Origin of the sequence: Bradyrhizobium sp. I71 (genome assembly GCF_022354745.1) — a bacterium.
Classification (GTDB): domain Bacteria; phylum Pseudomonadota; class Alphaproteobacteria; order Rhizobiales; family Xanthobacteraceae; genus Bradyrhizobium; species Bradyrhizobium liaoningense.
Map to the genome: position 1 here is coordinate 1,589,184 of NZ_CP059398.1, position 15,456 is coordinate 1,604,639.

A 15,456-nucleotide genomic window follows, 5' to 3' on the forward strand; every position below is an offset into this window, starting at 1 on the left:
TGACCTCGTCGATCGCCGGGTGCAAGAGGGGCCGGAGCGGCGCTCCGCCCCGGCACGCGGGCCCTCACGATCGAACCCGGTCCGATCCGCATGGTCTAATAGTCCGCCGGATCCCTGGTGATCGGACAAGTCATGCAATGACCGCCTCCCCGGCCCCGCCCGAGCTCCGCCCCGACGATGGTGATCACCTCGATCCCTTCCTTGCGAAGCAAGGTGTTGGTGTAGGTATTGCGGTCATAGGCGAACACCACGCCTGGGGACGCGCAAACCAGATTGGCGCCGCTGTCCCACTGTGTGCGCTCCCGCATATAGGCGTTGCCCCCGGTCTCGATCACGCGCAACTTCTTCAGGCCAAGGGCTTCGGCGACGACGTCCACGAACGGCTTTTCATCCTTGCGCAGATCGAGGCCAGCCGAATTGTCGGCCGGCCGGTAGGAAAAGGCCGCAATGTTGTTGACGATGTCGGGATAGAGCAGAACGCAATCCCTGTCGGCGAATGTAAAGACGGTATCGAGATGCATCGCAGCACGAAGCTTCGGCATCGCAGCCACGATCACGCGCTCCGCCGCCTTCTTCTTGAACAAGGCCGCAGCGACCTGGCTGATCGCCTGCCGCGAGGTGCGCTCGCTCAAGCCGATCAGCACGTTGCCCTTTCCGATCGGCATCACGTCGCCGCCTTCCAGCGTCGCAAGACCGTGGTCCCGCGTCGGATCGCCCCACCAGACATTGACCTTGCCGGCGAAATCCGGATGGAACTTGTAGATCGCTGTCGCGAGGATCGGTTCTTCGTGCCGCGCCGGCCAGTAGAGCGAGTTCAGCGTGACCCCGCCATAGATCCAGCAGGTCGTGTCCCGCGTGTATAGCGTGTTGGGAAGCGGCGGCAGCAGATACTCGGTCATGCCGGCGGCCTCGCGCACGAGCTTGAGCATCTCGCCGCCATGGGCGTCCGGGAAGTCATGGGTCGAAACGCCTCCAATCAGCGTTTCGGCCAGATCGCGCGGTTTGAGGCTATCGAGGTAACCCCGCAGTTCATCGACGAGACCGAGGCCGACCTGATCGGGAACGACCTGGTTGTCGAGAATCCACTTCTTGGCCTCGGGGATCGCGACGGTCTCCGCCAGCAGATTGTGCATCTCAACGACTTCGATGCCGCGGTCGCGCATCTTCTGCACGAAGTCGAAGTGATCGCGCTTGGCGTTCTCGACCCACAGCACGTCGTCGAACAGCAGGGTGTCGCAATTGGACGGCGTGAGGCGCTGATGGGCTCGACCGGGTGAGCAGACCATCACCTTCCGGAGTTGACCCACCTCCGAATGGACCCCAAAGGAAACCGAGCTGTCCGACGCCTGCTTTGCCATGGGAGTTCTCCCCGGGATGCCTTGCCTAGATGGTAATGTAGCCAGTCGCCAATCCGTGGATCCCGACAGCAGCGCCGACGGCAGCGGCGATGAAGATGACCCACTCGACGGCCGTAAAGACCCGCGCCTTCTGTTCCAGACGCGCCCAGAAATAGAGCGCCGTACCGGGCGCATAGAGGATCAAGGACAGCAGCAGGAACTTCATTCCGGCGGAGTAGATCAGGAATAGCGTGTAGACGACGGCAATGCCGGCGAAGACCATGTCGCGCGTTCTGTCGCTGCTTTCCTTGCCATAGGTCTCGCCCCGCCTGACGAGCAGAAGCCCATAGGCCGCGACGAGGAAGAACGGAATGAGCGACATCACGCTCGTCAGATTGAGCATCAACGCGAATGCATCCTGCGACCAATAGGTGCTGATGACGAAGAGCTGAACGATCGCATTGGTGAGCCAAAGCGCGGCAGCTGGCACCTTGTTCGCATTTTCCGTGCCGAACAGGGCCGGCATGTCCCTGGTCCGGCCGGCGGCGGACAGCACCTCGGCGCAGATCAGCGACCATGCGAGATAGGCCCCCAACACCGAAACCAGAAGCCCGACGCTGACGAAGATCGCGCCCCAATGCCCAACGACTGCCTCCAGCACCGTCGCCATCGACGGCTGCCGCATATCAGCGATCTCGGCGCGGGGAAGCACGGCATAGGGCAGCATGGTCACAAGCACCATCAGGCTCGTCACGATCGTAAATCCCAGAATGGTCGCAGCGCCGACGTGCGCACGTTCCTTGGCGTAGCGGGAATAGACGCTGGCGCCCTCGATGCCGAGAAAGACAAATACGGTGACCAACATGGTCGCACGAATCTGCTCGAACAAACTCTTGTCCGGCATGCCCTCTCCGCCCCAGAAATTCGCTCGAAACAGGTCCCCCTTGAACCCGACGAACAGGATGATGATGAAGACGAGGATCGGCACGATCTTCGCGATCGTCACAATCGTGTTGATCGCGGCCGCCTGCTGCACACCTCGCAGGATCATGAAATGGAACAGCCATATTCCGATCGAGGCGACGACGATCGCGATCACCGTGTTCCCGTCCCCGAAGACCGGGAAGAAAGCACCCAGCGTCGACTTGATCAGCACCCAGTAGGAGACGTTGCCGATGCAGCTGCCTATCCAGTATCCGAATGCCGACAGAAAGCCGGGATAGTCGCCGAACCCTTCCTTCGCATAGGCATAGACGCCGGCATCGAGCTCAGGCTTTCGTTCCGCCAGTGCCTGGAACACCCGCGCGAGGGTGTACATGCCCCCGCCCGCGATGCACCAGGCGAAGATGGCTCCGAACGGTCCGGTGGCGATACCGAAGGTTCTCGGCAGCGAAAAGATTCCCGAGCCGACCATCGAGCCGACCACCATCGCGGTCAATGCGAACAGCGAGAGCTTTTGGATTGACGGCGTCTCAGTCATGTGAAGACCTCGCGACACGAGCGTGCGTTGCATCCCGGGTCGATCGACTTGCCCACCGGTTGCACCATGCGCCTTGCGCCGGGGCTGGAATATCGGGGTGATTACCTAGTCAAAGATCGGGATTCTCCTCGCCAACGAGCGAGCGCTCACAATGAGACGAAGCCGAAACTTCGGCTTTCGATACGATGCCGCCGTAATTGCCCGAGGGGGGCGGCAGCGTTGCGCATCAGGAACATTCATCCCCAGGGCCTTAGGGTTTTCTCCGATGCCGTGCCAGGGGGGTGGCAGCTAATCTTTCAGCGTGTCGCGCCGGACCGACCAGGCTTGGCCGGCGGAACTCGACCCAGCAGGAGGCTTGCATGTCCGATCTAGTAGCGATCGTGTATCCATCCGAGGCGAAGGCCGAAGAAGTGCGTCAACGGCTGCTCAGGCTGCAGAAAGAATATCTGATCACAATCAGTGACGCAGTGATCGCCGTGAAAACCGATTCCGGCGGCATCAAACTCAACCAACTCGTCAACACGACGGCGATCGGCGCGATGACCGGAAGTTTCTGGGGACTGCTGATCGGGGTTATCTTCCTCAATCCGATCCTCGGTGTCGCGGTCGGCGCGGCATCCGGCGCGCTCGGCGGTGCCCTCTCCGATTTCGGCATCGACGATGCCTTCATGAAGGAATTGTCTGCGTCGCTCCACACCGGAAACGCCGCCTTGTTCGTCCTGGTCAAGAACATGACGGCGGACAAGGTGCTGAAGGAGATCAAGGAGGCCGGGGGGACCGTGCTCAAGACGTCCCTGGATGATACCAAGGAACAAGCGCTGCGCGACGCGCTCGCAAGCGCGGCGAAGCAGCCGGCGGCCTGAACGGCCGCCCCTTGGCCCGCTCAGCGCCGGCCGCCGGCGAGGCGCAGCAGCATCATGAACAGGTTGATGAAGTTGAGATAGAGGGACAACGCCGAAATCACGGACTTGCGGCCAGCCGAAGTTTCATCATCCCTGTCGTCGTACATCGCCTTGATCCGCTGCGTGTCATAGGCCGTGAGTCCGGCAAACACACCGACGCCCACGACCGAGATCAGCCAGTCCAGCCCGGAAGACTGCAGGAAGAGGTTGACCAGACTGGCAATGATGACGCCGATCAGGCCCATGAACAAGAAGGTGCCGAGACCGGACAGGTCGCGCCGCGTGGTGTAGCCGAACACGCTGAGCGCCCCGAAGGTCGCGGCCGCGATGAAGAAGACGCGTGTGATCGACGCACTGGTGTAGATGTGGAACAACGTCGAGAGCGAGACGCCTACCAGGGCGGCATAGATGAAGAACAGAAGCCGTGCCGTTGATACCGACAGCGTATTGATGCGCGAACTGATGAAGAAGACCAGTGCAAGCGGTGCCAGGATGAAGACCCACATCAACGGGCTCTGCAGCAAGGCCGGACCAGTCAGCTGATAGGTCAGCCACGCGATAACAGCGGTCAGGCCGACGCCGGCGGCCATGTAGTTATAGATGCGCAGCATGTAGTCACGCAGTCCGGCGTCCACCGCGATTGTGCCACCACCGCCCGCACTCGAGGCCGCCAGGTTCTGATCATAGTGTGACATTGCTCGTCTCCTCTCAGAGCTTGCTGACAGCGCCTACGCTATCGCTCGGGCTCAGAGGACGGCATCGGACAATCACCCGAACGGCGGCGGGGAAACCACCCTGTTGCCCCTGCAGTATTCCGGCGATCCGCAGCGACCATCCTGCTCATTACAAATGGGCAACCTGGAACCGCCGCTCACCCCTCCTCCTTTTGGAGGGGGAGCCTTACGCGTTTGTCACTAGGAGATGATCGCGGCGCGGCCTAATCGGCTGACATGCGCTTCTATTTTCACATCGTCGACAAATACGGTCTCACTCCCGATGGGACCGGATGCGAATACGCCGATCAGGATGCCGCGGTTCTGCATGCCCAACGCATTGCGGCCGAACTCGCGAAGGCCGGTGAATTCTGCCGTTCCGGCGTCGTGCTGCTGGCAGCCGTTCCCGGGCCATCACCCAGTGCTGGCGAAGGCGCAACCGACCCCACGGCAGGGGCCTGACCGGCGAGGCGCCGCGCCGATCCGCCTGGCGATTTCCTGCCCCTGCTCCCTACAGAGAATCCCTGATGTGCGAGGGGGAAAGCCGCCTCTAAGGTCTTCGCCGGGTTGGCCGGCATCAGTGCCCGCCGATCGCGGATTGGAAGGCCATCTTGCCATGGCTTCATCAGCGAACGATGTCGATCAAAAACTCTCGCGCAATGCGCTCATCGCGCTCGTGGTGGGGTCGATGGTCGGCTCCGGCATTTTCGCACTACCCGCTTCGTTCGGGCGGACCACGGGTGCGCTCGGTGCGATGATCGCCTGGGCGATCGCAGGCACCGGCATGCTGATGCTGGCCTTGGTGTTCCAGACCTTGTCACACCGCAGACCGGACCTCGATGCCGGCATCTATGCCTACGCCAGAGCTGGGTTTGGCGAGTATGTCGGCTTTGCTTCGGCCATGGGATACTGGATTGGATGCTGCCTTGCAGATGTCGCCTGTCTCGTCTTGATCAAGGCAACACTCGGACAGTTTTTCCCTGTCTTCGGTGACGGCACAACGGCGGTGGCGATCGCTTCGGCCTCCGTCCTGCTGTGGGGAGTGCACGTTCTGCTGCTGCGCGGCATCAAGAACGCCGCCGCACTCAACACGATCGCCACCTACGCCAAGATCGTTCCCATCCTGCTGTTCATTGCAGCCGCCGCCATCGCCTTCGACGGCAGGCTTTTCTCCCTGAACTTCGCGGGAGCGGAGCAGCCGGAGCATTCAAGTGTGCTCACTCAGGTTCGCAGCACGATGCTGCTGACCGTATTCGTGTTCGTCGGGATCGAAGGCGCCAGTGTCTATTCCCGCTATGCACGCAGCCGCAGCGATATTGGATTCGCGACCGTTGCCGGCTTTCTGACGGTGCTCAGCCTGCTCGTCCTCGTGACACTGCTGTCCTATGGCGTGCTGCCACGAGGTGAACTGGCGGATCTGCCGACGCCATCCATGGCCGGCGTCATGGAAGCGATCATCGGCCGCTGGGGCGGCATATTCATCAGCGTGGCGCTCCTGATCTCGGTCCTCGGCAACTACCTGTCCTGGTCACTCCTGGCGGCTGAGGTGCTGCATTCCGCCGCGGTCCACCGCACCATGCCCTCCTTTCTCGCAACAGTGAACGCGTACAAGGTCCCTGCTGGAGCGCTCTGGCTCACCAACTGCGTCATCCAGACCTTCCTCCTCGTCACCTGGTTTGCGGAATATGCATTCACGCTCGCCCTGAAGATGACGAGCGCGATGACGCTGATCCCGTATTTGTTTGTTGCGGCCTACGGTCTCAAGCTCGCCTGGACCGGCGAGTGCTACCGCGCTGGCGAGCGCGCCCGCCTTGGCGACTGGATCCGCTCGGCCGTCGCGACGTTCTACGCGGCCGGGATGATCTACGCAGGCGGCCCGAAGTTTCTCTTGCTGTCGTCGATCCTCTATGCACCCGGCACGCTGCTGTTCCTTCTCGCCAAGCGCGAACGCAAGGAAGCGGCGTTCAGGCCGTTCGAGGCGATCCTCTTTGCGGTGATCACGGTCGCCGCTTGTGCCGGCGTCTACGCACTTTCCACGGGAGCCATCTCGATTTGAGTCTTGTCCCCGGCTGCATGGAGGCGAATATGAGCATTCGATCGATCTGGACCGCCCTGATCCTGGGTGGGCTGGTAGCGGTTTCCGTATCCCCGACACTGGCCCAGTCGACTGACACAGGGACGATGGCGCCAAAGGACACCGGCGTATCGGCGCCGAAGAACGTGACGCCCAACACCAACACGAACCCGACCAAGCACCGCTACTGGCGTCATCGCGGCGGAAAGCATCCGCACTTTGGCAGCCGGCGCGTCCGCACCTAGGTGCAGCGAACCATCACCCACGCTCGCGATAGGACCGATCCATGAGCGATTCCAGAACAGGGCCGGATCGGCTTCGCGAACTCCTCCCGCGCGACGATTCCACCGGCCCGGCGGAGCACGCCGGGCGCAGCGTCCTCGCGACCGGGCTCAGCCTGCTCGCTGCCTGTGTCTTCCTGTTTCTGGCGTGGCAGACAGTGTCCAGTCTCCTGCTCATCTTTGCAGGCGTGTTGTTCGGCGCATTTCTCGATGCCTGCGCAAGGGCGCTGGCCCCGCTCCTTCCGCTCGCTCGCGCCTGGCGGCTGACGCTGGTCCTGCTGCTGTTCTCCGCTCTGTCGGGATTTGGACTGGTATGGGGCGCGGGCAAGCTACCGGAGCAGACGCGCCTCCTGCTGAAGGTCATGGACAACCAGATCGACGTCCTGCAGGAGCATCTCCTGTCATACGGCGTCGACCTGCTCGGCCCGGAATGGGGCCGCGACTTCGCACAATGGTTGTTCTCGGATCAGGGGCGTTTTCTCAGCCACGCTCAATTCCTGCTCGGCGGAGCGTCGAGTCTTCTGACCGGCGCGCTGGTCATCGTGTTCCTCGGAATCCTCTTCGCCTTCGACCCGACCAGCCATCGCGAGAGCCTCGTCATGTTGGTGAAGCGACCCTACCGGGCGCGAACAAGAGCGGTCATGGACGAGATGGGCAGTGTGATGCGGTTGTGGCTGATCGGACAGTTCATCCGGATCATTCTCATGACGCTGTGCGTCTGGGTCGCACTCTATCTGGTCGGACTGCCCGGACCACTTGTGCTCGGACTGCAGGCGGGCTTGTCGAACTTCATTCCTTACCTCGGCCCCATCGTGGCGGCGGTTCCGATCGCGCTGGTCGCAATGCCACTGGGCGGCTCGCTGCTGATCTGGGCCGTGCTCATCTACACAATCATCCAGTCGATCGAAGGCTATGTGATTGGCCCGCTGATCCAACGTCAGGCGGTCGAGATCCCCCCTGCCTGGACGCTGGTCGCGATCGTCATGCTTGGCGCGCTGTTCGGCATCCTGGGCATCGCGATGGCCATGCCCCTAGTCGCGATCGGCCGCGTCGCAATCATCCGGTTCTACGTCGAGGACTATCTCGGTGACGACCCCAAGCTGACGTTCAGCAACAACAGATCGCGAGTGGATGGCGCATGAGCGAGACCGATCTACAACGGATCGAGGACAGGGAGCCTCCCCCGCCTCAGTTCAGGATGGCCTATTTCCTGTGGCAGCAACTCCCTTACGTGGTGGCGCTAGTGCTCGCCGTCGCCGGCGTCGCCTATACCAACGTCTCCCACCAGCCTCTCGTCGGCTACTGGGAATTCCTGGCGCTCGCCATCGGTGTGATCTGCGTCGTCACGAAATGGCCGGAGACGCAAGGCAAGGAGACCCAGCTCCGATTGATCTGGACCCAGGCGCTGCACTGGATCGCCGTCCTGGTCACGATGAACATCATGCTGATGTCGGGTGTCCAGCAATTGCTTCCGACACCGGCAACCGGCCTGGTCCTGCTGATGTTGCTCGCGCTAGGTACGTTCCTCGCGGGCGTCAGTCTTCTGTCGCTGCAAATCTCGTTTCTCGGGCTTGCGATGGGCGTGACCGTCCCGGCGATATCCTGGTTGAAGCAATCTGTCTTCTTCTTCCTGCTTGGCGCGGTGCTGCTGACCGGCCTCGGCATCACGTTCTGGCTTCGCCAGGACCGACGGCCGGCGGCCGCGTCCACGGACAACCAGATGGAGGCTTGAATGCCGATGATACGGTTCCCCTGCATTGCCGCGTGCGTGTTGCTTTGCACCGCCGCCTCGCCCGCCCGCGCCGACGCATTCCGGGTCGGCAGACTGTTATGCCTCAGCTCCCCGCGCGTGGGCTTGGTCCTTGGATCGGCTCAATCGCTGCGCTGTACTTTCTTCTATGCACGCAGACCCCCTCGACAATATATCTATGAGGGACGCATAAGGCGCGTTGGGCTCGATCTGGGAGTGACCTCGGCGGGTTCTCTCTCCTGGGCCGTCTTCGCCAAGAATTCGCGGGTCGGCCCCGGTACGCTGCGAGGAAGCTATGTGGGAGCGAGCGGCAATGTCGCTTTGGGCCCCGGCCTCGGGGCCAATGTCCTGATCGGCGGCTCGCGCAGGAGCGTGATGCTGCAGCCGCTTTCGATCGAGCGATCTATCGGAATCAATCTCGCGGTGGGCGTGACCAACCTGACTCTGGGTCCGCGCGGCAGGCGATAGCTCGTTCACGGGAATCGCACCCGAGACTCCATGCGAACATTCCCGCTCGGTCGCTCAGGGTTTCGTCGGATGTCGACGTTCCGGCTCGGAAGCTACCCTCGCCTCGGGGTGGCGATCACTAGTAGATCAGGAGCGTGGCATGACAGTCTATGACAGCCGGTCCGGCATCGCAGCTCTGGGCCCTCCACCCCTGTGGGTCTGCGCCCTCCTTGGCGTCGTCATGATCGCGGCCGGTATCGCGGCTCTCAGCGATGTGGTGTTCGCGACCATCATCAGCGTGAAGTTGATCGGATTGACGGCGATTGCGGCTGGTGCGTTCGAGATCGCCCACGCCTTCTGGACCAAAGGATGGGGCGGCTTCCTGTGGCAGATCCTGCTCGGCGCCCTCTACGTCGCCTTCGGGCTCGTGCTGCTGACCCAGCCCGCCTCCGGCGCCCTCATTCTCACTTATTTCCTCGGCGCGGTCCTGATCGCCTCAGGCGTCATTCGATGCATGCTGAGCTTCGCCCATTGGCGCCAGAACGGATGGATGATGCTGATCTCCGGCGTCTTCGGGTTGGTCGCGGGCGCGCTGATCCTGTTCAGCTTCCCCACCATGAGCGTGTGGGTCCTCGGATTCCTGCTTGGCGTCGACCTGATCTCGCATGGCCTCGCGTGGCTGCTTTACGCGCTTCAGTCCGTGCGGCGGACTGCCTGAAATAAGGAGAGGAAGATGATGGTCCCCCCTACCCGCCGCGCCTTCCTTGGCCTTGCCCATAATGCCGTAGCTGCCGCGGCGATCGGCGCCATCGGCGTCCGCTTCATTGCGGTGGCGGAAGCGATGCCGATCGCACCCGAGCTCGGCCGGTCCGGCCGGGCGTCGGATCTCCTGACGCAAGCTCAATGGGGACCACCGCCTCATCCTGGCTGGGGTCGCCGGCGACCTCGCAGGCGCCGCTGGGTTTGCTGGTGGCATCGGGGTCGTCGTCGCTGCGGATGGCGGTGGCTCTAGGCCTTGTGCAATCGGCAGTCTGCCGATGGGGTGTGAAGGCAATGCAACCCCAACCAGACGAGGGAGGAGATCGTGCGCCACACCAACGTATGGCTTCTCGGAGCCGTTCTCGCAGCGCTTCTCGTTGTGGCGACCTGGTTCTCCGTGGCGGTATGGCAGGAAACGCCATCAATGCCGCTTTACCGCGACGTCATCCTGGCGGGGGCTGCAATCCTGATGCTGGTGTCCGGCTGCGGCCTGATCGCACTGATGTTCTATAGCCGTCGCAAGGGTTACGACGAGCCGGTGCGCAGCGATCGAACACCGCGGGACTAACAAGGCGCCAGTGAAGCATCGGCTCGGTCTCAAGTTCGGCGCAAGGAGCAGACAATGAACCTTGCTGGCGTCTCGATCAGGCTGCTGGCGGCGACGCTGCTGACGATCATCGCCGGCGGGCTGGCCCGGACCCAGCCCGCCGCGCCGGGCCCACCCGCGGTCGGCGTCGTGGAAGCGACGAGGCGACCGATCACCGAGAGCACTGAATTTCTCGGGCGGATCGAAGCGATCAATCGGGTCAACGTCATTGCTCGCGTCACCGCATTTCTGGAACGGCGCTTGTTCGAGGAAGGCGCCGAGATCAGCAAAGGCGATGAGCTCTATCAGCTGGAGCGTGGTCCCTTCGAGGCGGATCTGGCATCGAAACAGGCGCAGATGGCGCAGCTTCAGGCGACACTCGAGAATGCCAAACAGACGACAGAACGTGCGCGGACCCTGCTCGGAGGCCCTGCCGGGCAACAGTCCACCTACGATGCCGCCATTGCGAACCAGCTCAGTCTCGAAGCCCAGGTCCAGGCCGCCCAAGCTCAAGTCCAAGCCTCCCGGATCAATCTCGACTACACCACGATCCGCGCGCCGATCGCCGGCAAGATCGGACGCACGGCATTGACCGAAGGCAACGTCGTCGGGCCAAGCTCGGGGGTGCTGACCACCATCGTCAGCCAGGACCCAATGTACGTCATCTTTCCCGTGCCGCTGCGCCAAGGACTGGAACTGCGGGAACGATACGGGCCGAAAGGTGGCCTGGAAGCGGTCGTCATCAGGCTGCGACTCCCAGACGGCCGCATGTACGGCCTATCCGGCAAACTGAACTTCGTCGACAATACAATTGCCCAGAACACAGACACGATCACCGTGCGCGGCGAGATCGGCAATCCTATCCTGCGGACGTCGTCGGCGGCCCGCGTCACCGTTCACGAGCTGACTGACGGCGAGTTCGTTACCGTGGTGCTTGAGGGCGTCCAGCCGATCGAGGTTCTGGCGATCCCGCGCTCCGCCGTGCTCTCCGATCAGCAGGGCGACTATGTTCTCGCTGTCGGCGCCGACAACAAGGCCGAGCAGCGCCGCATCCAGCTCGGGCAATCGACCCCGACGATCGCGGCCATCATCGCCGGACTTGCGGCCGGCGACAGAGTGATCGTCGAGGGCTTGCAGCGGGTTCGCCACGGCCAGGTCGTTGCGCCGGGGCCGGCAAGTCCACTGATCCTGTCGAGCATGAAGTCTGAGGATGGTGCGGAATCGCAAGCAGCTCCCAGCACCTCCAGCAAGGCCGGCCGGGCGGACGACAAGCCATGATCTCTGCGGTCTTCATCGATCGCCCCCGGCTCGCGATGGTGATCGCCTTCATCATCACCATCGCCGGCGCGCTCGCGCTGATGCAGATCCCGGTGGCGCAATTTCCCGACATCGTGCCGCCACAAGTTGCAGTTTCGGGCACATTCCCGGGCGCATCCGCCGAAGTCGTCGAGAACAGCGTCGCCCAGCCCCTGGAGGCACAGATCATCGGCGTCGACCGCGCACTCTACATGAAATCGACCAGCGCCAGCGACGGTAGCTACACACTGACGGTTTCGTTCGCGCTCGGTACGAACCCCGACATCAACACCGTCAATGTCAACAACCGCGTGCAGAGCGCTCTGTCGCAACTGCCGACCGAAGTGCAGCAGCAGGGTGTGACGGTGCGCAAGCGGTCCTCGTCCATTCTGCAATTCCTGGTACTCTACAGCGCCCATGGCGAGCAGGATCCGCTGTTCATCACGAACTACGCCATCATCAACGTGCTCGATGCGATCGCGAGCACCCCGGGGGTCGGCCAGGCCAATCTGTTCGCCAAGATGAACTACTCGATGCGGATCTGGTTCGACACGCAGCGACTCACCAGCCTCAATCTCACGCCATCGGATGTCATTGCCGCAATACGCACCCAAAGCGTCCAGGCGCCGGTCGGCCGCATCGGCGCGCGCCCGATCAGCGACGACCAGCAATTCCAGTTCAACGTGCAGACCCTGGGCAGGCTCGCCACCGTCGATCAATTCGCCAATATCGTGCTGCGCGCCAACCCGGACGGCTCGTCCCTGCGGGTGAAGGACGTTGCCCGTGTCGAGATGGGCGCGCAAAACTTCGACAGCGAAGCGCGGATCGACGGGCGCGCGGCCGTTCCGGTCGCGATCTATCTGGCGCCGGGCGCTAATGCGGTGACCACCGCCCAGGCCGTGGCGGCGACGATGCAGCGGCTGTCGCAGCACTTCCCCGTCGGGCTGAGCTACCTCGTGCAATACGATTCCACGAGCTTCGTGCGCGACACCATCGCGGAGGTATGGCAGACGCTGGGCGAAGCCTTCGTGCTGGTCGTGATCGTGGTGTACCTCTTCCTCGGCGATCTCCGGGCAACGGTGATCCCGGCGATCGCGGTTCCGGTGAGTCTGATCGGCACGTTCGCCGTCCTGCTGGTGCTGGGTTATTCGGCAAACACGGTGTCCCTGCTGGCGATGGTGCTCTCGATCGGCATCGTCGTGGACGATGCCATCGTCGTCGTCGAGAACGTCGAGCGGGTCATGCAGGAGGAGCCGGCTCTTTCCCCCACCGAAGCCAGCAAGAAGGCCATGACCCAGATCACCGCGCCGATCGTCGCGATCACACTGGTGCTGCTGTCGGTCTTCGTACCCATCGCATTCATTCCAGGCGTTTCCGGAACGCTGTTTCGTCAATTCGCAGTGACGATCAGCGCGGCGATGATGATCTCGGCGTTGAACGCGCTGACACTTTCGCCCGCTCTGTGTGCGCTGTTCCTGCGCCACACCGGGCCGAGGCGCGGCATCATGGGGCGCGTTCTTGGCTCCATCGACTGGATTCGTCACCGCTACAGCAGCGTCGTCCGTCGCCTCGTGCGGGTGGCCGGCCTCTCCGTTCTGTTCGTCGCGCTCCTGGCCGCCGGCATCTTCGGCGTGTCGCTGATCACGCCGACGGGTTTCCTGCCCGAGGAAGATCAAGGCGCCTTCTTTACCTCGGTCCAATTGCCGGACGGCGCATCGGTGGCACGAACCAGCGAGGTCACCCAGCAGATCGAAGGCATCCTGAAGCAGATGCCGGCTGTGGACCACGTTCTTGCCATCGTCGGCTTTTCCCTGCTCGACGGCGCATCGGAATCGAACAGTGCTCTCGTCGTCACCCGTTTGAAGCCATTTGCCGATCGCAAGGCCGCAACGGATTCTGCGCAAGCGCTGATCGGCCAGGCCTTCGCGGCCGGCGCGCAGGTCCGACAGGCCAATGTGCTGCCGTTCAACCTGCCACCGATCATCGGCCTCTCCACCGGCGGCGGGTTCGAATACCAGCTTCAGGCGTTGGAAGGACAGAGTCCGACCGAGATCTCGAGCGTCACAAACGCGCTGATCGGCGCCGCCAACGCGGATCCACGTTTGGCGCGAGTCTTTTCCACCTTCACTGCGACCAATCCGTCCATCCATCTCGACATCGACCGTGGCAAGGCGCAGGCGCTCGGCGTGACGATCAGCGACATCTTCACCGCGCTGCAGGCGACGCTCGGCGGCATCTACGTCAACAATTTCAACCGGTTTGGCCGCACCTGGCAGGTCAACGTCCAGGGCGAAGCGTTCGATCGCAGCGACATTTCGGACATCTGGCGCATCTATCTGCGCAACAGTACCGGGCAGATGGTGCCGATCAGATCACTGGCCGGGATCAGGATCGTAACCGGGCCGCAGGTGATCACCCGCTACAACAATTACCGCTCAGTGACGGTGAATGGCAGCCCGGCACCCGGGGTTTCGTCGGGCACCGCAATGGCCGCGATGGCCGATGTCTCGAATGCCATACTGCCTGCGGGTTACAGTTTTGCGTGGACCGGCACTGCCTTTCAGGAGGAACAGGCCACCGGCCAGACCGGCATCGTGCTGATGCTTGCCGTGCTGTTTGCCTATCTGTTCCTGGTGGCGCTCTATGAGAGCACGGTGATCCCGATCCCGGTGCTGCTGTCCGTCGTCGTCGGTGTCCTGGGCTCCTATGTCGGCATCAAGCTCGCAGGCCTCAATCTCGACCTCTACGGCCAGATCGGGCTGGTGGTCCTGATTGCGCTCGCCGCCAAGAACGGAATTCTGATCGTCGAATTCGCCAAGGAGCAACGCGAGGCAGGCGTGGCGCTCGACGACGCCGCGGTCCAGGGCGCCCATATGCGCTTCCGCGCGGTCATGATGACCTCCGTCGCCTTCATCCTTGGTCTCCTGCCGCTCGTGATCGCAACCGGCGCTGCGGCCCTCAGCCGCAGGGCTGTCGGCACAGCGGTGTTCGCGGGCATGCTCGCGGCGAGCTCGATCGGAATCTTCCTGGTGCCGATGCTCTACGTGACGTTCCAGCGTCTGCGGGAGCGGCTGAAGATGGGCGCTAATGTCTAAACTGCTGAATTTTCCTAGTGACCTCTGAAGGGCAGATCCTCATCCAGCGGATGTCCCATCCTGATTGATCTCGTAGGCTAAGGTTCTGTCGCAGAACTGCGCAACAGAAGGAGATGGACCACAATAATCGTCGTGATTCCCTCGGCGTCGTCAAAGTGCCGCTGTGTTCGGCGCCATCGCCTACATTCATGGAGGGCGGCGCAAACCGGCTGCCATGCCCGGCACCGGCGCGACTGAGTTAGGTCGTGCGAGGGCTCCCTGAGTGGCCGCCGATGCCCAGTAAGCGGTGACGCGTCCCGCTCCTCCGGCAACTGACGCTGCTCACGAGCGCTCGGCTATCCTCTGCAAGCACGCATTTTGCTCATATGCGCCCGTATCAACGTGCAAAAAAACGCTCTGCGCCACCCCTTAGAGCATGCGCACATAGCCTGCTCTTCCTCAAAGGCTCGCGTGACGTTATCAGGCCAGGAAATTCGCCCTTGTATATGGGCACGACCCACTCCAAGGAGCGACCGACCTTGTCTACCGCCGATGGATTTTGCTTGATCCAACCTTGCACACGCCACCTTCCAAATGGCCGAAAAACTTGAAGTCTCGCTCCAATCCATCATGGGACAGCGCGCGGCGCGGGGTTAGACCGCGAAGTGCCACATTGCGGCATCGGGGCGTGGGTTGATCAGCGTTCGCGAGAAACAACCGCTTGAAAATCCGACCGCTAAACCGGTTTCTCTGGCTA

14 protein-coding genes are annotated in these 15,456 nt (G+C 62.6%); 11 read left to right on the top strand and 3 right to left on the bottom strand.

Features of this window, described 5'->3' with window-relative positions; all coding sequences use genetic code 11:
• Window positions 1–95: 95 nt before the first annotated feature.
• On the bottom strand, window positions 96–1,358 hold the full coding sequence (gene arcA, locus FJV43_RS07910; RefSeq protein ID WP_239625959.1) for an arginine deiminase: 1,263 nt from the start codon (window positions 1,356–1,358) through the stop codon (window positions 96–98).
• A 25-nt stretch (window positions 1,359–1,383) separates the two neighbouring features.
• Window positions 1,384–2,817 carry a basic amino acid/polyamine antiporter gene (locus tag FJV43_RS07915; RefSeq protein WP_239625960.1) on the bottom strand — a complete coding sequence of 478 codons (1,434 nt, stop codon included), beginning with the start codon at window positions 2,815–2,817 and terminating at the stop codon, window positions 1,384–1,386.
• Window positions 2,818–3,176: 359 nt separating this feature from the next.
• Between FJV43_RS07915 and FJV43_RS07920 the strand changes: the two genes are divergently transcribed.
• Complete coding sequence (locus FJV43_RS07920; RefSeq protein ID WP_239629353.1) at window positions 3,177–3,680, top strand: DUF1269 domain-containing protein; 504 nt, start codon at window positions 3,177–3,179, stop codon at window positions 3,678–3,680.
• Window positions 3,681–3,700: 20 nt separating this feature from the next.
• Here FJV43_RS07920 and FJV43_RS07925 read toward each other — a convergent pair whose 3' ends face one another.
• Window positions 3,701–4,414: a Bax inhibitor-1/YccA family protein gene (locus FJV43_RS07925; RefSeq protein ID WP_239625962.1), complete on the bottom strand. Its 714-nt coding sequence runs from the start codon at window positions 4,412–4,414 to the stop codon at window positions 3,701–3,703.
• Between the two features lie 255 nt (window positions 4,415–4,669).
• Between FJV43_RS07925 and FJV43_RS07930 the strand changes: the two genes are divergently transcribed.
• From FJV43_RS07930 to FJV43_RS07975, 10 genes are all read left to right on the top strand, one after another.
• The gene (locus FJV43_RS07930; RefSeq protein ID WP_239625964.1) at window positions 4,670–4,894 is read left to right on the top strand and encodes a hypothetical protein; all 225 of its coding nucleotides are present in this window, start codon (window positions 4,670–4,672) and stop codon (window positions 4,892–4,894) included.
• A gap of 154 nt (window positions 4,895–5,048) precedes the next feature.
• Window positions 5,049–6,488 (top strand): basic amino acid/polyamine antiporter, encoded by a 1,440-nt coding sequence (locus FJV43_RS07935; RefSeq protein ID WP_239629355.1) that lies wholly within the window; start codon window positions 5,049–5,051, stop codon window positions 6,486–6,488.
• Window positions 6,489–6,517: 29 nt separating this feature from the next.
• A complete protein-coding gene (locus tag FJV43_RS07940; protein WP_239625965.1) occupies window positions 6,518–6,751 on the top strand; it encodes a hypothetical protein in 234 nt (77 codons plus the stop codon).
• A 41-nt stretch (window positions 6,752–6,792) separates the two neighbouring features.
• Window positions 6,793–7,929: an AI-2E family transporter gene (locus FJV43_RS07945; protein ID WP_239625967.1), complete on the top strand. Its 1,137-nt coding sequence runs from the start codon at window positions 6,793–6,795 to the stop codon at window positions 7,927–7,929.
• Window positions 7,926–8,519, top strand: a complete 594-nt coding sequence (locus tag FJV43_RS07950) for a hypothetical protein (RefSeq protein WP_239625968.1) — start codon at window positions 7,926–7,928, stop codon at window positions 8,517–8,519. Before FJV43_RS07945 ends, FJV43_RS07950 begins: the two co-directional genes overlap by 4 nt.
• Before the next feature lie 6 nt (window positions 8,520–8,525).
• Window positions 8,526–9,005 (top strand): DUF992 domain-containing protein, encoded by a 480-nt coding sequence (locus FJV43_RS07955; RefSeq protein ID WP_345946197.1) that lies wholly within the window; start codon window positions 8,526–8,528, stop codon window positions 9,003–9,005.
• Between the two features lie 139 nt (window positions 9,006–9,144).
• A complete protein-coding gene (locus FJV43_RS07960; RefSeq protein WP_239625971.1) occupies window positions 9,145–9,702 on the top strand; it encodes an HdeD family acid-resistance protein in 558 nt (185 codons plus the stop codon).
• A gap of 366 nt (window positions 9,703–10,068) precedes the next feature.
• On the top strand, window positions 10,069–10,311 hold the full coding sequence (locus FJV43_RS07965; RefSeq protein ID WP_239625973.1) for a hypothetical protein: 243 nt from the start codon (window positions 10,069–10,071) through the stop codon (window positions 10,309–10,311).
• Between the two features lie 54 nt (window positions 10,312–10,365).
• Window positions 10,366–11,607 (top strand): efflux RND transporter periplasmic adaptor subunit, encoded by a 1,242-nt coding sequence (locus FJV43_RS07970; protein ID WP_239625975.1) that lies wholly within the window; start codon window positions 10,366–10,368, stop codon window positions 11,605–11,607.
• Window positions 11,604–14,720, top strand: coding sequence for a multidrug efflux RND transporter permease subunit (locus FJV43_RS07975; protein WP_239625977.1), 3,117 nt, complete (start codon window positions 11,604–11,606; stop codon window positions 14,718–14,720). Before FJV43_RS07970 ends, FJV43_RS07975 begins: the two co-directional genes overlap by 4 nt.
• Window positions 14,721–15,456 lie beyond the last annotated feature (736 nt).